The sequence below is a fragment of the Rhizobium sp. SL86 genome (genome assembly GCF_026672545.1).
Lineage (GTDB): Bacteria > Pseudomonadota > Alphaproteobacteria > Rhizobiales > Rhizobiaceae > Neorhizobium.
Genome location: NZ_JAPPRJ010000009.1, coordinates 1 through 19,588 on the forward strand (window position 1 = coordinate 1; position 19,588 = coordinate 19,588).

Consider the following 19,588-nt stretch of genomic DNA (forward strand, 5'->3'; position numbering starts at 1 on the left):
GACCTTCATCTCGGTCATCGCCGGTTTCTCTTTTGTCGGCATCATGCTGGGGGTTGCCACGCTCATCATCGTCATGGCGGTGATGAACGGTTTTCGCACCGAACTCATCTCGCGTATCCTCGGCATCAACGGCCATATGATCATTCAGCCGGTCGATCAACCGCTCACCGATTATGCACAGCTTGCCCAGAAATTTGCCGCCGTGCCGGGTGTCACCATGGCCCTGCCTTTGGTCGAAGGCCAGACGCTCGCGTCGGGCAAACAGGGCGCTGGCTCCGGCGCTTTGGTGCGCGGCATCCGCACCGAAGACCTGGAAAAGTTGAAGGAAGTCTCCGGCAATATCCGTTCGGGTGATCTCACCGGTTTTGCCACCGGCGATGGCGTGCTGGTCGGCTCCAGGCTTGCCGCCTCGCTCGGCATAGGGGCCGGCGACCGCATCACGCTCGTGTCGCCGGAAGGCGACGTGACCCCGATGGGCACCACGCCACGGGTGAAATCCTACCAGGTCTCCGGCATTTTTGAGATCGGCATGTCGGAATATGACGCCTCGATCATCTACATGCCGCTTGCCGAAGCGCAGGCCTATTTCAACGCCGATGGCATCGTGCAGTCGATCGAGCTCTTCGTCACCAATCCCGACGACATCGATGCGCTGCGCCCGAAGGTGGAAGAGGCGGCCGGCCGCCAGATCTTCATCAGCGACTGGCGCCAGCGCAACCAGACCTTCTTCTCCGCCCTTCAGGTGGAGCGCAACGTGATGTTCATGATCCTGACGCTGATCGTGCTCGTCGCCGCGCTCAACATCATTTCCGGCCTCATCATGCTGGTGAAGGACAAGGGCAGCGATATCGCGATCCTGCGCACCATGGGCGCCTCGTCGCGCGCCATCATGCGTATCTTCTTCATGACGGGGGCCGCCATCGGCATCGTCGGCACGATTGCCGGGGTTCTGCTCGGTGTCATCGTCTGTCTTAACATCGAGTCGATCCGCCAGTTCTTCTCCTGGGTCTCGGGCACGGTGCTGTTTGATCCGGAGCTCTATTTCCTCAGCCAGCTTCCGGCGGAAATGAGCGTCAGTGAAACCGTCTCCGTTGTTGTGATGGCGCTCACGCTGTCGTTTATCGCCACCATCTTTCCTGCCTGGCGGGCCTCAAGGCTCGATCCGGTGCAGGCGCTGCGTTACGAATAGGATCGCGATCCGCTCATGCCCCGTAAAACCGTCCTGAAGCTCACCGGTATCGACCGTCACTACGGCCAGGGTGATACCGTGCTGTCGATCCTGAAGGCTGCCGATTTCGAACTGCATTCCGGCGAGATCGTCGCGCTGGTCGCCCCCTCCGGCACCGGTAAGTCGACGCTTCTGCATTTGGCGGGCCTCCTCGAACATCCCGATTCCGGCGAGATCTTCATCAATGGCGAGGCCTGCGGCAATCTGCCGGACGAACGGCGGACCGCGATCCGCCGTGGGGATATCGGTTTTGTCTACCAGTTCCACCACCTGCTGCCGGAATTCACCGCGCTCGAAAACATCATGATGCCGCAGCTGATCGCCGGCCTGCCGAAAAAGGAAGCCGCCGAACGGGCCTCCCAGCTGCTCGATTACATGCGCATCGGCCACCGTGCCGATCACCGCCCCGCGGAGCTTTCAGGCGGCGAGCAGCAGCGTGTCGCGATCGCGCGCGCGGTCGCCAATGCGCCGCTCCTGCTTCTCGCCGACGAACCGACCGGCAATCTCGATCCCGAAACCGCGTCCTATGTCTTCGATGCGCTGGAAGCTTTGGTGCGCCAGTCCGGCCTTGCCGCGCTGATTGCCACCCACAACCACGATCTCGCCGCCCGGATGGACCGGCGCGTGACGATCGAGGGCGGCAAGATCCGGGATTTCTGAGGTATCTTCCCTTCTCCCCTTGAGGGGCCGAAGGACAGGTCGAGACGCGTGGCGCGACCCCGGTCGGTGCCCGAAGGACGGATGAGGGGGCGCCTCACACCTCTTTCCGATCGCCTCAGACTGCCGCCTACCAGCTCCCCACCAGCGCATGCCCGGTCAGCGCAATGCTGCGCTTCGCCCCGCTCTGGTCGCTGACGCTGAGTGCTGCCTGCATCTTCTTCGGCGAGGGGCGGAACCACTGGCTGGCGATCGCGGCGAGATCGCCGATCATGCCGTGCGCCTTCCAGTCGGCAAAGCGCCGGGCCATCGCCTCCGGCTCCGACCGGTAAAAGAAGTCGCCGGACGAGGAGAGATCGTTGATCGAGCCCGCCATCGCCGAGAGCGGCTTCTGGAACATGCGCGAGGCCACGGGTGCGGTCGTGATCGCATCGGCAAAGGCCGGAGCCATGAAATCGAGCGCAAAGCCCTCCGCCTCCACCCAGCAGTGGAAGTTTTCGCCCGCGCCGGACACGGACCCGTCCTCCCGGTGATCGGCAAACAGAACCCGCGTGCCATCGAGATGATAGGCGGCCAGCCCACCCTTCGGCACCGCCTGCAGCTTGAAATGCTGCTTCAGGATAAAAGCGCCGAAGCTCGCAAAATACATCGTGGCGGTGGCCGGATCGGCATTCTGCGCCAGAAGCAGGCTGTTGATGACCTTGTAGATCCGGTGATAGTCGCTCTGCTTGATCAGCATGGTTCTGCCTTACCCGTCTGGAGTGTCGCGTTCCAGTAGGCGAGGTGAGGGCGGATGTAAACGCTGGAGCCGGAATGTGCGTGTCAGGCCAGCTTTTGTGCATGCACCAGCAGCACGAAGGCGGCAAGGTCCCGCCAGCGTCGGAACCGCGGAAAGGCGGCGCAGACCTCGGCACTCGGCTGGGGTTCCTCGATCCGGCGGATCTGAAAACCGGCGGCAAGGACGGGGTTTAGATAATCGCTCAGCGTGCGGGGAAAACGCGGCACGGAGAAGGGTAGCACATCCGCCTTGTCCGGGTTGTCGCCGAACGTCCAGTGTTCGACAAAATGTCCTGTCTCAAAATAGCCGGCAGCGCCGAGTGCCACCGTCTCTCCCGCCTCGTTTTTCACCCAGCGCAGGCCGGGTGTGATGAAACAGGGATGCAGCACACTGAAGGCCAGAAAGCCGCCCGGAACCAGAAGCCGAAAGGCTTCGCGCATGGCGCCGGCAAAATCCGGCCCGTCCATCAGCGCCATGGTGGAAATTACCGCATCGAAGGACTGGTCCGGCAGGCCGCAATGGCCGCTGAACGAGGCCTGATGATAGCGTATGCCGAGCGGGTGTGCCTCCTCGTCGCGTCTGGCAAAGGCCAGCATTTTCTCCGACAGATCGATCCCGGTGATCTTTGCCCCGAGTGCGGCGAGCCGTCGTGTATTCGTCCCTTCGCCGCAGCCGAAATCCGCCACCCGCAATCCCGCAAGATCCGGCAGGAATTGAGCGAAGGCGGGGAAGGTGAAAACATCGCGGTAGGCATCGAAGCCCGCCCGCACATCCTTGGCCCACTGTTCGGCGTTGGTGTCCCAATGATCGGCGACATCGTGTTCGGAGAAGGTCGTCATGGGTTTCGCTCCGGTACGTTTGGTGGCGGGAGGGATAACACCATGGGCGCGCGCCGGAAAGCTGGTGGGTGGATCGATGTCTGGCGTGCCGTCCCACCCCGCTCTGCCCTGCCAGGCATCTCCCCCCTCAAGGGGGAGATCGCATCGCGGCGCCGCTTTCCCGCCCCATGACCGTCGCCATCGAAGAAACCGCTCCGACCTCTCCATAGACCGAGCGGCCAAACACTCTGCCGATCTCCCCCCTTGAGGGGGAGATGTCCGGCAGGACAGAGGGGGGTATCGTGCCGGCACGCCGTCGCCATCGGATCGTCAACCCGCTGTTGCAAAACATCTTTCCGCAAATCCTCGGGTCAACCACAAGCGCCACGTCAAAAAAATCGCCCGCGCAATTTCCCCACCCTCATCCCCCATGCCTACAATCCCCCCGTCCCGCAGCGGATACACCGGCAGGCGTGCCGGCGATGCGGGGCCGGTTCGGGTCATGAGGACAAGACGCAAAGCCTCATGACCTGAGTCCGTCAACAGGATCCCCCTCCGGCGACCGGGTGGAGGCAATGCGCGTCGGACGTCAGCGCAGTGTCTCCAGAGTTCCCAGCGTTGCGCGCCGGACGTGCCTTATGGGGCACACAAGGGGATGGAGGTCGGGGGTCGCATCGCCCGTTGTCCGCCCGCGTCGTCCGATCAGGAATGACGCCGGGAACGGTGATGGCAACGTCTCCCGCCCATCCATCCAGTCAGAGGGATCGACCGGCGGATAAAAATGCCGAACGGGGCGCTGAGAGGTGCCACATTATTATTTGCTTACGAGGCAGCTTTCAGCGCCCCGGCCGATGCCATCTCCGAAGGGGGATGTGGAGAGAAACAAGGATCAAACCACGGGCCGACAGGTCGCGTGAGGGCGACACCGTGCCCTGTGGAAAGCGGGCAAAGGTTCTTCTGTTTACCCTTCGTTCAACAAAATCGTTCCGCTTTCGTTCTTTTTCTTGACGCGAGAACAGGAATGGAACAAAATAAAAACATAACGGAAAAGGAGAATGCAGATGACCGAAATTCTTCGCGATGTTGCCGCTTTCGCCTCCATCATGACCTTCGTTGCCAGCATCAGCGTTTTGATGCTCGCCATGTGACGCTTGGCGCCGGTTCCCCTGGCCGGCCCCCTGGCCAGCTCGTCGCTGGCACACTTCACAGCTTTGCGTCCCGCCGGTCACGCTTCGGCTGGACTTCACGGTCCCACTGCCGGACAATGCGCCTTCAGACTCGTAAGAAGGCACAGGCAGCATGGCAGAGATGATCGACGGCACGGTAACGGACGGCGCGGGACGGGCGGAACAGAGCCCGCAATTCGTGCATCTGCGCGTGCATTCGGCCTATTCTCTGCTCGAAGGCGCGCTGCCGCTGAAGAAGATCCTCGGCAAGGCCACCGCCGACGGCCAGCCGGCGATCGCCATTACCGATACCAACAACCTTTTTGTCGCGCTCGAGTTTTCGCAGAAGGCGGTGGATGACGGCATTCAGCCGATCATCGGCTGCCAGATGTCGATCGATATGCAGGATCAGGGTGACGAGAAGCGCGGCGGCAATGCCGGTTTCGTCAAACTGCCCTCGCTCGTGCTGCTGGCGGCCAACGCTGTGGGTTATGAGCGGCTCGTCGATCTCGTCAGCCGCGCCTATCTCGGCGGTGAGGGCTCTCACCAGTCGGTGCACATCGCCATGTCCTGGCTGGAGGAGGGTGGTGCGGACGGCATCATCGCGCTGACTGGTTTTGCCTCGGGTCCGATCGATCCGCTGCTGAAGGAAGGCCACCATGCCCAGGCGCTCCAGCGTCTCCTGCGACTGAAGGCCGTCTTTGGCGACCGGCTCTATGTCGAACTGCAGCGCCACGGCAACTATGACCGCCGCCACGAACGCCGTCTGATCGAGCTCGCTTATGAGCACGACCTGCCGCTGGTGGCGACGAACGAGGCGTTTTTTCCCTCCAAGGGGGAATACGACGCCCATGACGCCCTGATGGCGGTGGCCCACAATGCCATCGTCTCCGACGACACCCGCTTCCGTCTGACGCCGGATCATTATCTCAAGAGCCGGGCGGACATGGCAAAGCTGTTCGCCGATCTGCCGGAAGCCTTGGAGAATACGGTCGAGATCGCACGCCGCTGCTCCTTCGTGCTCAAGACGCGCAAGCCGATCCTGCCGCGTTTCACCGGGGCGACGGATGATGCGGAGGAGGCCGAACGCGCCGAGTCGGCGGAATTGCGCCGCCAGTCGGTCGAAGGCCTGGAACAGCGTCTGGCAGCACTCGGTATGGCGGCGGGTTATACCGAACAGGATTACCGCGAGCGGCTGGATTTCGAGCTTTCGGTCATCGAACGCATGAAGTTTCCGGGTTACTTCCTGATCGTTTCCGACTTCATCAAATGGGCGAAAACGCAGGATATTCCGGTCGGTCCGGGCCGCGGTTCGGGGGCTGGCTCGTTGGTCGCCTATGCGCTGACCATCACCGATGTCGATCCCTTGCGGTTCTCCCTGCTGTTCGAACGCTTCCTCAACCCGGAACGTGTCTCGATGCCCGACTTCGACATCGACTTCTGCCAGGACCGCCGCGAAGAGGTGATCCGTTACGTGCAGCAGAAATACGGCCGCGAGCAGGTGGCGCAGATCATCACCTTCGGTTCGCTGCAGGCGCGTGCGGCGCTGCGCGATGTCGGTCGTGTGCTGGAAATGCCTTATGGCCAGGTCGACAAGATCTGCAAGCTGGTGCCGAACAACCCGGCCAATCCGACGCCGCTCTCGAAGGCGATCGAGGAGGAGCCGAAACTGCAGGAGGAGGCCGAGCGCGAGCCCGTCGTCGCACGCCTGCTCGATATCGCCCAGAAGATCGAGGGGCTTTACCGCCACGCCTCGACACATGCCGCCGGCATCGTGATCGGCGACCGGCCGCTGTCGAAGCTGGTACCGATGTACCGCGATCCGCGCTCCGACATGCCGGTCACCCAGTTCAACATGAAATGGGTGGAACAGGCGGGCCTGGTCAAGTTCGACTTTCTCGGCCTGAAGACGCTGACGGTCTTGAAGACGGCGGTGGATTTTGTCGCCAAACGCGGCATCCATGTGGATCTGGCGACGATCCCGCTGGATGACACCAAGACCTACGAAATGCTGTCGCGCGGCGAAACGATCGGCGTGTTCCAGGTGGAAAGTGTTGGCATGCGCAAGGCGCTGCTCGGCATGAAGCCGGACTGCATTGAGGACATCATCGCCCTCGTTGCCCTCTATCGTCCGGGCCCGATGGAAAACATCCCGGTCTACAATGCCCGCAAACATGGCGAGGAGGAGATCGAATCGATCCATCCGACGATCGATTACCTGCTGAAGGAAACCCAGGGCGTCATCGTCTACCAGGAACAGGTCATGCAGATCGCGCAGGTCCTGTCCGGTTATTCGCTTGGCGAAGCCGATCTCCTGCGCCGCGCCATGGGTAAGAAGATCAAGGAGGAGATGGACAAGCAGCGGGCCCGTTTCGTCGATGGCGCGATCAAGAACGGCGTGTCGAAGGCCCAGGCCGACCTGATCTTTGATCTGCTCGCCAAATTCGCCAATTACGGCTTCAACAAAAGCCATGCGGCAGCTTACGCCATCGTCTCCTACCAGACGGCCTATATGAAGGCGCATTACCCGGTCGAGTTCCTCGCCGCGTCGATGACCTATGATATGGCCAATACCGAGAAGCTGAACGATTTCCGGCAGGATGCCGCCCGTCTCGGCATCAAGGTCGTGCCGCCGTCGATCCAGACCTCGTTCCGCAAGTTCGAGACCGGTGAAAACTGCATCTTCTATTCGCTGGCCGCCATCAAGGGTGTCGGCGAATCCGCCGTCGAACATATCGTTGCCGTGCGTGGCGATACGCCCTTTGCCAGCATCGAGGATTTCTGCCTGCGGATTGACCCGAAACAGGTGAACCGCCGTGTGCTGGAAAGCCTGATCTATGCCGGCGCCTTCGATTGTTTCGGCAAGGACCGCGCCGAGATGGTGACCGGCCTCGACCGCATCATCGGTTATGCGCAGCGCGCCGCCGAAGGCAAGACGAGCGGCCAGCATGACATGTTCGGCTCCTCATCGGCGGCCGGCCCGGAAAAGCTGATCCTGCCGGCCTTCGATCCCTGGACCGCGTCGGAAAAACTGATGCGTGAATACCAGGTGCTCGGTTTCTATCTCTCCGCCCATCCGCTCGATACCTACAAGGATGTGCTGGCCAAGATGCGCGTGCAGAACTACGCGGAATTCTCCGCCGCGGTGAAGGCGGGCGCCAGCGCCGGCCGTCTTGCGGGCACGGTGACGTCGAAACAGGAGCGCAAGACCCGCACCGGCAACAAGATGGGCATCGTCACCTTTTCCGACGCCACAGGCCAGTTCGAGGCGATCCTGTTTTCCGAGGCGCTGAACCAGTACCGCGACCTGCTCGAACCCGGCAAGTCGCTGGTCATCACCGTGCAGGCGGACGAACGGCCGGAAGGTATCGGGTTGCGCATCCAGACGGTGCAGTCGCTGGAGGAAAAGTCGGTGCAGATGCAGAAGGCGTTGCGCGTTTATGTGCGCGATTCCGGACCCTTGCGCACCGTGGCACGCCACCTCAATGCGAGAGGCGATGGCCTTGTCTCCTTCGTCGTCATCAAGGATGACGGCAAACGCGAGATCGAGGTGGAACTGACGGAGAAATACCGCATCTCGCCGGAAATTGCCGCCGCGCTGCGCGCCGCGCCGGGCGTTCTCGACGTGGAACTGGTCTGAGACCCGTCGCCAGCGCCGTGCGAAAACGTCAGCCGCGCGGCGGGCGGTGGGTCACGGTGATGAAATCCGTGCCCTTGGTCGTCTCCGGGCCGACGCCGGTGTCGGAGATGGTCAGCGATGTGCCGGTCGAGATCATCGCGCCGATGCGCTGACGAAGATCCTCCGGCACATGAATGCGGTCGAGCACCGCTTTCAGCGCATCCGGCCCTTCGACGGCATCGGAGGTGATGCCGAGCCGCTTGCGTGTGGCTTCGGGCAGGTGGTTTGCGAGGCTCAGCCCCTGCCATTCCGCCGTGCCTTTGTCGCGATTGATCGCCGTCACGGAGAGGAAATGCGTGCCGAGCGCAACATTGGGGTCTGCAAGGACGATCGGCTCGGACAGCACCTCCTGAAAGCCCTGGCGGACCAGCAGCTGGCCGGTCGGCGGTTCGGCGCGTCCACTGGAGGCATACAGCGCCGAAAGCACCTCGGCGGTCAATACGGGGCCTTTCGTCGCAAAACCCTTCCAGCGTTTGTAGGCATCGATCGCGCTGCGCGTGGCCGAACCGAGGATGCCGTCCACCGTCCCCGCATCGAAACCGAGTTCGGTCAGCATCGCCTGCACATCGGCAATCGTCTCGCGCTCGCTGCGGCGGGTAATCAGGATGCGCAACGGCGCCGGTTCATCGGCGGCAGAGGCCGCCTCCTTCGGCAGGGGCAACGAGACCGGCGAGGCCGGCATGTTCATCGCCACTTCCACCTGGCGCACGGCCTGATCGGCTGAGGAGGGCCGCAGCGATGCATCGGAGAGCACATTGCCGGCAGGGCGTTCGGCCGGCGGGGCAAACAGGGCGGCATGGGTGATCGGCTGAGGCGAAACGGCGGCATCGCTGATGATCACATGCACACCGCGCGTCGTCATCTGGTAGAGCGATTTGGCAAAGGCGGCGGGCAGGCGCACGCAGCCGTGCGAGGCGGGATAGTTCGGCACGCTGTTTGATTCATGCAGCGCGATGCCGGACCAGGTCAACCGCTGCATCCAGGGCATGGGCGCGTTCGAATAGAGGTTCGATTCGTGATACTTGCGCTTTTCGAGAACGGAAAAGATGCCGGTCGGCGTGTCGTGACCTTCCTTGCCGGTCGAAACCTTCGAGGTCGCGATGACCGTGCCGCCGTCATAGACGGCCAATGACTGGCTGTCCTTCGAAACGATGATCTGCAGAGTCCGTGCATTGTCCGCGGCGGCGACCGTCGTCGCGCAACTCGACACCAGAGCGAAGATGATCGCCGCACGCTTCAACATGACACATGAACCCTTAACGCAGTACCAGATGCGGGAGAATATGAGAGGAAGTTTAAAGAAGGCTTAGGTATGCCGGGAGCCGGTTAAACCTCGCGAAAACGTGATGCCTGTTCAGCTTGGTTTCTTCAGGGTGCCGAAGGTGAAACCGGTTTCCACCGCCGCCTTGCCGAACTTGTCGCGCAGCCGGTCCATGGCTGCTTCGGCGGCCGCCCGGCGGGCCGCCTGCGGATCGACAAGGTCCGGCGGATCGGCACGGTCGGGATCGCAAAGATCCGTCACCCCGATGCCGATCAGGCGGAATTTCGTGCCGTCGGTTTCCTTGTCCAGCAGGCTCAAACCGGTGCGGAAAATGCGGTCGGCGAGCTGCGTCGGGTCTTCCAGCCGGCGATTGCGGGTCCGGCTCTTGAAGTCGGCCGTCTTCAATTTCAGAACGACGGTGTGGCCGGCAATCGCCTGTTTCTTCAGCCGGTGCGAAACCTTCTCTGACAACGCCCGCAGGATCGGCACGAGATCCTCATGGCGGGAAATATCGTCGAAAAAGGTGGTTTCGGCGGACACGCTTTTGGCCGGATCGTTCGGATGTACGCTGCGGTCGTCGATGCCGCGCGACAGGCGGTAGAGGCGCTGTCCCATGGTGCCGTAACGGCGCATCAGGTCGCCCTCATCCATCCCCTGCAGCTGCCCGATGGTGCGGACGCCGTCCGCCTGCAGCGTCGCGGCAAAGGCCTTGCCCACCCCCCAGATCGTCGTGACGGGGCGCGGCGCAAGAAAGGCCAAGGCCTCCTCGCGGCCGATCACGGAAAAGCCGCGCGGTTTCTGCAGGTCGGAGGCGACCTTGGCCAGGAATTTGCAGTAGGAAAGGCCGACCGACAGTGTGATGCCGATCTCGTTTTCCACCCGCCGCACCAGTTTGGCCAGGATGCGGGCCGGCGGATCGTGATGCAGCCGTTCGGTGCCGGAAAGATCGAGAAAGGCCTCGTCGATGGAGAGCGGCTGGACGAGCGGTGTCAACTCCTGGAACAGCGTGCGGACCTGCCGGCCGACGGCGACGTATTTTTCCATGTTGGGCCGGATGACGACGGCGTCCGGACATGCCTCCAGCGCCTTGAACATCGGCATGGCGGAGCGCACGCCGCTGATGCGGGCGATGTAACAGGCGGTCGAGACCACGCCGCGTTTGCCGCCGCCGATGATCACCGGTTTGTCGGCAAGTTCCGGATTGTCGCGTTTTTCCACCGAGGCATAAAAGGCATCGCAGTCGATATGGGCGATCGACAGGTCGTAGAGTTCCCGGTGGTAGAGAAGCCGCGGACTGCCGCAACTGCGGCAACGGCGCCTGCCTTCCGGTTGGCCGGTCAGGCAGTCACGGCAGAAGCCCGGATCGTAAGCGGCAAGCGGCGGCATGGCACGGAACAAAGGTTGAACGAACGCCACCATAAGTCCGCACCGCGACCGTTACAAGCACCTGTTTGCGATGAACGTCAGCGGCGAAGACCTGATGTCAGGCGCCGGCAAAATGCCGTTGCACCTCGCGTTCGGCCGCCTGCCAATCAGTGACCTGCACCACATGCGGGCCGGGTTTCGGGGCATGTTTGTGGATATCCGATTGCGGCATCAGATGAACGAGCAGGCATTCCGGCACGCTTTCGGCAACGGACACATGGTTGTGCGCCATGTCGTCGATGAAGGCGAGGGGAAGGCTGCGCCGGCCGTGCATCTGCCGGACGACGGGCCCTTTCGGGCTTTCGGTCGCCAGCAGCGGGAAGGTGAGGTCCAGACGGTCGAGCAGGCGCCGGCGCATCTCGGTATAACGCGGCGGCATGGCGGTGAGAAACACCACATCGGCATCGTCGCCAAGCGTCTTGAGACTTTTGACGGCATCACCAAACGGCGTCTGCCAATCCTCCTGCGCCTCGAAGAAATCGAGGATCAGCTGGGTCACCAGTGCGTCCGCCAGTGGCCGCTGGTCGATGGTGGAGATGATGTTGCCGTGCAGCCGATAGGAGCGCGGTTCGAGCCGGTGTCCCAGGCTTTCGAGAAACCGCTGGAAGGGCATCACGAACTCGAGAACCACGTCATCGACATCGCAGACGACAAGCGGCCGGTCGGTCAGGCGCACATGCGCAAGGTCGACGATCTCGCTCATTCGATCTGTCCGGAATCGAGGCCAGGGCCGGAATAGTGATGCCAGGCGCGCACCACCGCCTCGGGTTTCCACTGGCTCGCCTCGCAGAAGGTCATCAGCGTCGGTTCGTGCGCCATGATGAAATCCACCATGCCGGCCAGAAAACCCGGATCGCTCACCGCACTGCGCATTTGCGTCGGCTGTACGCCGGAGAGCGCGAGGAAACGCCCCAGCATGTCGGGTTCGCCAGCCAGCCATTGCAGGATCGCTGCCGCGGTTTCATCCGGTGCCGGAAGGACCTGCGATTTTCGGGGGTCGGGATGCATGCGTTGATAAATTTCCTTTTCCTCAACCAAATGGCTCTAGTGTCGCGACAGCTGATGATGGAATCGGCCTCTCGCAACCTTATATACTGCTAGGTTGCCGACAAGGCAGGATTTAAGGATGTGCCGATGCCCAAGAGGGTCATGATTGTCGAAGATAACGAGCTCAACATGAAGCTCTTCCGCGATCTGATAGAAGCCTCCGGATACACGACCATCCAGACGCGCAACGGAATGGAAGCGCTTGATCTGGCGCGCAAGCACCGCCCGGATCTCATCCTGATGGATATCCAGCTGCCTGAGGTCTCCGGTCTTGAAGTCACAAAGTGGCTGAAAGAAGACGACGAGCTGCATGTCATTCCCGTCGTTGCCGTCACCGCCTTTGCCATGAAGGGGGACGAGGAGCGGATCCGCCAGGGCGGTTGCGAGGCTTATGTCTCGAAGCCCATCTCGGTGCCGAAGTTCATCGAGACCATCAAGACCTATCTGGGCGACGCATGAGCGGGGGCTGTGAGCGATGACAGCACGGATCCTCGTCGTCGATGACATCCCGGCGAACGTCAAGCTGCTGGAGGCACGGCTTCTGGCAGAATATTTCGACGTTCTGACGGCCGACGACGGGTACAAGGCGCTGGACATCGTCGCCAATACCAATGTCGACATCATCCTGCTCGACATCATGATGCCGGGCATGGATGGTTTCGAGGTCTGCGAGAAACTGAAGGCCGATCCGAAGACCGCCCATATCCCGGTGGTCATGGTCACCGCACTCGATCAGCCGGCAGACCGCGTGCGCGGCCTCAAAGCTGGCGCCGACGATTTCCTCACCAAGCCGGTGAACGATCTGCAGCTCGTGTCGCGGGTAAAAAGCCTGGTCCGGCTGAAGACATTGAGCGACGAGTTGCGCATCCGCTCCGAGACGGCGCGGCAGATCGGATTTGAGGATTACCTGCGCATGGACAACCTGGAGGCGCCGGGGCAGGTGCTTCTGATCGATGGACGCGCCAGTTCACAGGAGCGCATCATCAAGGCCCTGAAGCCGGTCGCCGAAGTGACCGCGATGTCCGATCCGCAGGCGGCGGTTTTCGAGGCGGCAGAGAACCCGTTCGACCTCGTCATCATCAACGGCAGCAGTGAACACTACGATCCGCTACGGCTGTGCGCGCAATTGCGTCAGCTGGAACGTACGCGTTTCCTGCCGCTGCTGCTGGCCACCGAACTGGGCGATGAGGATACCATCGTCCGTGCGCTCGATCTTGGCGTCAATGATTACATCGTCCGGCCGCTCGACCCGAACGAACTCGTGGCGCGGACGCTGACCCAGATCAAACGCAAGCGCTACAATGACCGGCTGCGCTCGAGCGTGCGCCAGACGATCGAACTGGCGGTAACTGACGGCCTGACGGGCCTCAACAACCGGCGTTATCTCGACAATCATCTGAAGGTGCTGTTCAACCGCGCGGCGGCCAGGGGCCGCGCCCTGTCGGTCTGCATCACGGATATCGACCGGTTCAAGCAGGTCAACGATACCTATGGGCACGATGCCGGCGACGAGGTGCTGAAGGAGTTCGCCCGGCGTATCCGCTCGACCGTGCGGGGCGCCGATCTTGCCTGCCGGTATGGGGGCGAGGAATTTGTCGTGGTGATGCCCGACACCGATGCGGCCGCGGCGGCAACGATCGCCGAGCGCCTGCGCGATATCATCGAGCGGACGCCGTTTTCCTTGCCGGGCACGGATCTCGATCTGACCGTCACCGCTTCGCTGGGGATCGCCACCAATGTGCCCGGTGTCGAAACGCCCGAGCAACTGTTGAAGAAGGCGGACAAGGCGCTTTACGAAGCCAAAAACAGCGGCAGGAACCGCGTCGTCGCCGCTGCGGCGTGATGTCGCGTCCCGAGCAGTCCGTGCGCTTCGCGAAGTAAAAACGGCCAAATGGTCACCGCGGTGTCATCCAGCAGAAGTTATAGTGCCGCGAACGATCTGCTGGGCACCTGCCATCAGATGACCGGGCGACTGATCTGCCGATTCGCACTTTACTGCGCATGCAACCGAACTGCCGACGCTCTGACGGATGCCTCGTTGGGGAGAGGTGACTTCCCTAACGGCATGCAAATACTGAATAATGCTCACCTTTGCACAGTTGAGACTGCGCGAATTTTAACCATGGCGCACGAGTTCTGGGCTTGCGGTTAAGAATAGGTTGATTTCTGAAAGCTTTTACGCAAGTTTAGCGACAGCGAACCTGTTCCGTTCGGAACATGAGATACCCCATGATGCTCAGGTCCGCCGCATCTCCTGGGTCGTGGGGTCGGTCGGTCGGTATGCATATCCGCGGTTCCTCGTGCCGCCTTGCATGCCGACCGGCCCCCAAATCCCGTCCTGAACGGCGATTTCCCGGCTTTTTTCCCGACATACAATGCACTGCAGCATGCTCGACAGTCCCGCGTTCTGCGCCGCGAACCCGATTGGCCTCCTGTGTCGATTCGAGCCAAGCGGCTTGGCGTTGTCGTGCAAGAGAAACAAAAAAAGGCGCGGTACCTGAGAGTACCGCGCCTTTAACTGGAACGCTGATCAATTTTACTTGATCTTGGTTTCCTTGAACTCGACGTGCTTCTTGACGATCGGGTCGTACTTGGTCTTCGTCATCTTGTCCGTCATCGTACGGCTGTTCTTCGTCGTGACGTAGAAGAAACCGGTATCGGCCGTCGACAGCAGCTTGATCTTGATGGTCGTAGCTTTCGCCATGGTCTTCCTGCCTCTAAATAAAAATCAAGCCGCGGACGCCTGAGCTGTCCACGGCGAAATCTGGCGCGAAACTACAAATCGCGCCCGAAAAGTCAAGCCCGTTCTCGTCCGAAAAGCAGCCGGCCTATGGATATCAGCACATAAAGGGCAAAGAAGCCGGCAAGCGCATAGGCAAAGCCGTTGTTTCCGGTGATGTCGATGGCAGCGCCGATCGCCTGCGGACCGGCAACGGTACCCACCGCATAACAGAAGACGAAGGCGGCATTGGCGGCTGCAAGGTCCGAGCCGGTGAGTCGCGAACCGAGATGGGCAAGGCCGACCGTGTACAGGCCGGACACACAGCCACCCCAGACGAGGAGAAGGCCGGCCATCAGCCACCAGTGCTCGATGAGGAAAGGCAGCGCCAGTGCCCCTGCCAGCCCCGCCAGCGCCATCAGGAAGAGCATGGGGCGCCGATCCTTCAGCTTGTCGGAGATCATGCCGAAGGGGATCTGGAACACCATGTTGCCGATGCCCATCACCGTCAGCAGCAGGGCGGCATGCGATTCGTTGAGGCCGGAACGGTTGGCATAGACCGGAAACAGCGAAAGCCCGCCGGCTTCCACCGCGCCGAAGACGAAGACGGCGGCGGTCGCCGTCGGCACGAGGTAGACATAACGCAGAAAGTGTTTCTGCGGTTTTTCGTCGAGCACCGGGCTTTCGTCGCGGGCGATATAGATCGGCACAAAGGCCAGCATGATCGCAGCTGCGCCGATCAGGAAGGGCAGGATGCCCTCGCTGCCGATGGCGGAAAAGATCAGCGGCCCCATCGCAAAGCCGACGGCAAGGACGGTTGCATAGATGCCGAGCACCAGCCCACGGCGTTTGGGTGGCGCTGCGGCATTGATCCAGAATTCCGACAGGATGAACAGCGTCGTCGTGGCGCCATGGAAGGCGACCCGCAGCGGAAACCACATCCAGAAGGCTTCGGCATAATAGAAGCCGAGCGCGCTGATAGCGGAGATGACGACCGCCCAGAGCATGGTGCGGGCCACGCCGAAATCATGGGCGAGCCGGGTGGTGATCGGCGCGGCGATCATCGCGGCAACCCCGGCCATGGCCGAGTTCAGCCCGATCAGCGTGGAAGAGATGCCCCGCTTTTCCAGGATGATACTGAGCAGCGGCAGCCCAAGGCCAATCGCAATCCCGACGGCGCTGATGGCGGAGATCGCGGCGATCAGCGATGGCCAATGGATATCTTCCCGGTGGCCAGTGTCACCGTCCGTCCGTTCGGACATCGTGGGATCCTTCGAGTGCAAATCCATGTCTACAGCCGACTGCGCAGAAACTGACCGTTGCGATTGGAGTATGTGTAAACATCGCTTCCAAACGGCAAAGACGGATCAGACTCAAGCGAAATCTTCAGATCCCGCGCAACGACCGCAACGATTTCCGGCAGACGCACCGAATCGAGCGCTGCAAGATCCAGCCAGCGGAAATCCGACAATTCGTCGCTTTCGCGCAGGCTTTGAAGGTCGATGGAAGCTTCATCGACGAAAGTGGCGAAGAAGCGGTTGTCGAAACGGCGAACGGCACCCGGCGGCGTGACGGCGCGCGCAACGAAGCGCAGGCTGGAGAGGTCGGGGCGATACGGTGTTTCGGAGAGGGAGGCCGCACCCAGGAGCAGGCCGGTCTCCTCGTACAGTTCTCGGAGTGCGGCGAGCGCCAGGGCCCGTGCCCCGCTTGCGCCCATCGAAGGCGGACAGCGGCGCAGAAGCAAATCCATCACGGTCGGATTGAGATCCTGCGCGAAGGGCAGGGCATGGTCGCGCTGGTCACGGCGACCGCCGGGGAAAACGTAAAGGTCCGGCATGAAGGCGTGGCCGCTGCCGCGCCGGCCGACCAGAACATGCGGCGAGGGGTGGCTGCGATCGATGAGAATCAACGAGGCGGATGCCTTGGGTCTCAGCCGAAGCGGAGAACCGGGCCGCGCGCGCGCCTCGGCAGGGAGCAAACGATCCGCGGAGGTCATTCGAGCGGGCCACCGCGACCGGGATCGAAACTCTCGTCCTCATTGCCGAAGCCGTGCATGCGCAGCGCCCATTGCAGGCCGATGACACCGCCCTTGATCGGCTGCATGGATAAAAGCGCCGTCAGGATGGTGATCGGCACCCAGATGGCGAGATGTGTCCACATCGACAGCTGCCAGACCATGTCCGTCATCATGAAGCCGCCGACCGTGACATGGCCGATGATGAAGATGACGAGATAGGGCGGCAGATCGTCGGCGCGGTGATGGAACATCTCCTCGCCGCAGGCCGCACAGCGATCGACGGGCTTCAGGAAGCTCTTGAACAGACGCCCGCTGCCGCAGTTCGGGCAGGTGCATTTCAGGCCGCGCAGGATCGCTTGTCCAAGCGGGCGTTCGGGACGTTCCGATCCGCCGTAGCGGATCGGTTGTGTGTGGTCATGGGCATGATTGCCAGAGACCGTCATCTCATTCCTCCTAGCGTCCGCGACGCGGTGGCCGTGTACCCGGTTTGCGCGGCGCCTGCCGGCCCCTGCGGCCCGACTTGTGGAAGGACCGTGTTGCCGTTCCCATTTTCTGCCCCTCGCTCAGCATTTCGAAGCGGAGCGCTCCGGCCAGCGGTATGGCTTCGGCCAGTTTGACATCGACTGCGTCACCAAGTTGATAACCGAGACCGGTTTTTTCGCCGATCAGTGCCTGGCGGCTTTCGTCATAATGGAAATAGTCGTTGCCAAGCGTAGATATGGGCACGAACCCGTCGGCGCCATAGGTGGGCAGCGTGACAAAAAGTCCTGCCTTGGTCACACCGGACACCCGGCCCTTGAACTCCTGGCCCACCCGTTCGGCCAGGTGATGGGCGATCAGCCGGTTGATCGTGTCGCGTTCGGCGGCCATGGCGCGTCGTTCGAAGGTCGAGATTTCGGCGGCGATATCGTCGAGCTGGCCTTCTTCCTCCGGCGTGATCCCGCCTTCGCCAAGCCCCAGCGAACCGACGAGCGCGCGGTGCACGATGAGGTCGGCATAACGGCGGATCGGCGAGGTGAAATGCGCGTATTTCATCAGGTTGAGGCCGAAATGGCCGATGTTCTCCGGGCTGTAGACCGCCTGGCTCTGGCTGCGCAGCACCATCTCGTTGACCATCACCTGATGCGGCGTGTCTTCGGCCTTGGCAAGGATTCCGTTGAACGAGTTGGAACGCATCTGTCCGCCCTTGGCCATCGAGATGCCGAGCGTTGCCAGGAACTCGCGCAACACCTCCTGCTTGGCAAGCGTCGGTGCGTCATGGACACGGTAGACCAGCGGCTGGCGTTTCTTCTCCAGCGTTTCGGCCGCCGCCACATTCGCCTGGATCATCATTTCCTCGATCAGCTTGTGGGCGTCGAGGCGTTCGGGGATGATCACCTTGTCGACGGTACCGTCGGCTTTGAGCAGGATCTTGCGCTCCGGCATGTCGAGTTCGAGCGGCTGGCGTCGGTCGCGGCCACGCTTCATGATGGCGTAGGCGTTCCACAGCGGCTTCAGGATGGGTTCGAGCAGCGGGCCGGTCTTGTCGTCGGGTTTGCCGTCGATTGCGGCCTGCGCCTGCTGATAGGAGAGTTTTGCAGCACTCTTCATCATGATGCGGTGGAAGGTGTGGCTCGCCTTGCGGCCCTCTCTCGAGAAGACCATGCGCACGGCAAGCGCCGGCCGGTCCTCGCCCTCGCGCAGCGAGCAGAGGTTGTTGGAGATCCGCTCCGGCAGCATCGGCACGACGCGGTCGGGGAAATAGACGGAATTGCCGCGCTTCAGCGCCTCGCGGTCGAGCTGAGAGCCGGTGCGGACATAATAGGAGACGTCGGCAATCGCGACGGTGACGATCACGCCGCCTTCATTGTCGGGCGAGGGGTCCGGTTCGGCATAGACGGCATCGTCATGGTCCTTGGCGTCCGCCGGGTCGATGGTGACGAGCGGCAGGTCGCGCCAGTCCTCGCGCTTCACCATGCTGGCGGGCTTGGCGTCTTCCGCCTCGTCCATCACCGATTTCGGAAAGATATGCGGAATGCCGTGCGAATAGATGGCGATCATCGAGATCGCCTTTTCCGAGGCGACCGAGCCGACAACGGAGAGGACCTTGGCGCGCGTCAGGCCAAACCGATTGCCGCGCAGCACGTCCGCCTCGATCAGGTCGCCGTCCTTCGCCTCGCCGAGATCGGCGGCGGCGATCTGCATTTCCTCGCCACGCCGGTCGATCGGCAGAAGCCGCGCGCCGCCCTCCGGCATCATGCGGATGACACCGAGTGCGGCATTGCGGTGTTTGTCGATGACCTTGACGACGCGGGCGGTATAGGCGGGGCCGGACCGGTCCTTGTTCGGAAAGATTTTCGCCAGAACCCGGTCGCCGAGCCCGGCCGCCGGCGCTTTTGACTTGCTGCGGTTGTCGGAGGACTGGCGGATCAGCACCGCCGGCGCCACGCCCTGGTCCTCCATCCATTCGGCGGGACGGCCGATCAGATCGCCGTCCTTGTCGCGGGTGGTGATGTCGAGAACCGTCATCGGCGGCAGTGCGCCCGGCCGCGTCAGCGCCTTGCGGCTCTTCTGCAGCAGACCTTCGTCCTCCAGATCGCGCAGCAGATCCTTGAGTTCGACACGGGTGTCGCCCTTCAGGCCGAAAGCCTTGGCGATCTCGCGTTTGGTGGCGCGATCCGGATTGTCGGCGATGAATGCGAGCAGCACCTCGCGCGGCGGTACCACGCCCTGCACGATGACCGACGGATCACCGGAAGCGGCCAGTTCCGCGCGAAGGGCAGCCTTACGGCTGAGCGGTGGGGTGGGCTTTGC

Annotated in this window: 16 protein-coding genes; 5 read left to right on the forward strand and 11 right to left on the reverse strand. The window is 62.2% G+C overall.

Annotated elements, in window-relative coordinates; translation table 11 throughout:
- Both OU993_RS23175 and OU993_RS23180 read left to right on the forward strand, forming a co-directional pair.
- On the forward strand, positions 1-1,189 hold a 1,189-nt coding region (locus OU993_RS23175; RefSeq protein ID WP_268161286.1), incomplete at its 5' end, for a lipoprotein-releasing ABC transporter permease subunit.
- Positions 1,190-1,204: 15 nt separating this feature from the next.
- Complete coding sequence (locus OU993_RS23180) at positions 1,205-1,888, forward strand: ABC transporter ATP-binding protein (protein WP_268161287.1); 684 nt, start codon at positions 1,205-1,207, stop codon at positions 1,886-1,888.
- A 127-nt stretch (positions 1,889-2,015) separates the two neighbouring features.
- Here OU993_RS23180 and OU993_RS23185 read toward each other — a convergent pair whose 3' ends face one another.
- Positions 2,016-2,624, reverse strand: a complete 609-nt coding sequence (locus OU993_RS23185; protein WP_268161288.1) for a DUF2026 family protein — start codon at positions 2,622-2,624, stop codon at positions 2,016-2,018.
- Between the two features lie 83 nt (positions 2,625-2,707).
- Positions 2,708-3,502 (reverse strand): class I SAM-dependent methyltransferase, encoded by a 795-nt coding sequence (locus tag OU993_RS23190; RefSeq protein ID WP_268161289.1) that lies wholly within the window; start codon positions 3,500-3,502, stop codon positions 2,708-2,710.
- 1,287 nt (positions 3,503-4,789) lie between these two features.
- On the opposite strand from OU993_RS23190, the gene dnaE reads away from it, so the two are divergent.
- Positions 4,790-8,287, forward strand: a complete 3,498-nt coding sequence (dnaE, locus tag OU993_RS23195; RefSeq protein ID WP_268162507.1) for a DNA polymerase III subunit alpha — start codon at positions 4,790-4,792, stop codon at positions 8,285-8,287.
- A gap of 28 nt (positions 8,288-8,315) precedes the next feature.
- Here the strand turns inward: dnaE and OU993_RS23200 are convergent, their stop codons facing one another.
- The 4 genes from OU993_RS23200 to OU993_RS23215 form a co-directional block, all read right to left on the reverse strand.
- Entirely contained in the window at positions 8,316-9,569 is a 1,254-nt protein-coding gene (locus OU993_RS23200) for a L,D-transpeptidase family protein (protein ID WP_268161290.1), read from the reverse strand.
- 111 nt (positions 9,570-9,680) lie between these two features.
- A complete protein-coding gene (locus OU993_RS23205) occupies positions 9,681-10,973 on the reverse strand; it encodes a DNA polymerase IV (RefSeq protein ID WP_268162508.1) in 1,293 nt (430 codons plus the stop codon).
- Positions 10,974-11,070: 97 nt separating this feature from the next.
- Positions 11,071-11,715, reverse strand: a complete 645-nt coding sequence (locus OU993_RS23210; protein ID WP_268161291.1) for a hypothetical protein — start codon at positions 11,713-11,715, stop codon at positions 11,071-11,073.
- Positions 11,712-12,020, reverse strand: a complete 309-nt coding sequence (locus OU993_RS23215; RefSeq protein ID WP_268161293.1) for a DUF3572 domain-containing protein — start codon at positions 12,018-12,020, stop codon at positions 11,712-11,714. Before OU993_RS23215 ends, OU993_RS23210 begins: the two co-directional genes overlap by 4 nt.
- Positions 12,021-12,146: 126 nt before the next feature.
- On the opposite strand from OU993_RS23215, the gene OU993_RS23220 reads away from it, so the two are divergent.
- Both OU993_RS23220 and OU993_RS23225 read left to right on the forward strand, forming a co-directional pair.
- On the forward strand, positions 12,147-12,518 hold the full coding sequence (locus tag OU993_RS23220; protein ID WP_165220271.1) for a response regulator: 372 nt from the start codon (positions 12,147-12,149) through the stop codon (positions 12,516-12,518).
- Between the two features lie 16 nt (positions 12,519-12,534).
- A complete protein-coding gene (locus OU993_RS23225; RefSeq protein ID WP_268161294.1) occupies positions 12,535-13,902 on the forward strand; it encodes a PleD family two-component system response regulator in 1,368 nt (455 codons plus the stop codon).
- A 693-nt stretch (positions 13,903-14,595) separates the two neighbouring features.
- Here OU993_RS23225 and rpmG read toward each other — a convergent pair.
- The 5 genes from rpmG to rnr all read right to left on the reverse strand — a co-directional run bounded on the left by rpmG (position 14,596) and on the right by rnr (position 19,540).
- Positions 14,596-14,763: a 50S ribosomal protein L33 gene (gene rpmG, locus OU993_RS23230; protein ID WP_046792751.1), complete on the reverse strand. Its 168-nt coding sequence runs from the start codon at positions 14,761-14,763 to the stop codon at positions 14,596-14,598.
- A 92-nt stretch (positions 14,764-14,855) separates the two neighbouring features.
- Complete coding sequence (locus tag OU993_RS23235; RefSeq protein ID WP_268161295.1) at positions 14,856-16,040, reverse strand: MFS transporter; 1,185 nt, start codon at positions 16,038-16,040, stop codon at positions 14,856-14,858.
- A 29-nt stretch (positions 16,041-16,069) separates the two neighbouring features.
- Positions 16,070-16,687 carry an NUDIX domain-containing protein gene (locus tag OU993_RS23240; RefSeq protein WP_268161296.1) on the reverse strand — a complete coding sequence of 206 codons (618 nt, stop codon included), beginning with the start codon at positions 16,685-16,687 and terminating at the stop codon, positions 16,070-16,072.
- Between the two features lie 83 nt (positions 16,688-16,770).
- Positions 16,771-17,238 carry a DUF983 domain-containing protein gene (locus tag OU993_RS23245; RefSeq protein ID WP_268161297.1) on the reverse strand — a complete coding sequence of 156 codons (468 nt, stop codon included), beginning with the start codon at positions 17,236-17,238 and terminating at the stop codon, positions 16,771-16,773.
- Between the two features lie 10 nt (positions 17,239-17,248).
- Positions 17,249-19,540, reverse strand: a complete 2,292-nt coding sequence (gene rnr, locus OU993_RS23250) for a ribonuclease R (protein WP_268162509.1) — start codon at positions 19,538-19,540, stop codon at positions 17,249-17,251.
- Positions 19,541-19,588: the final 48 nt, after the last annotated feature.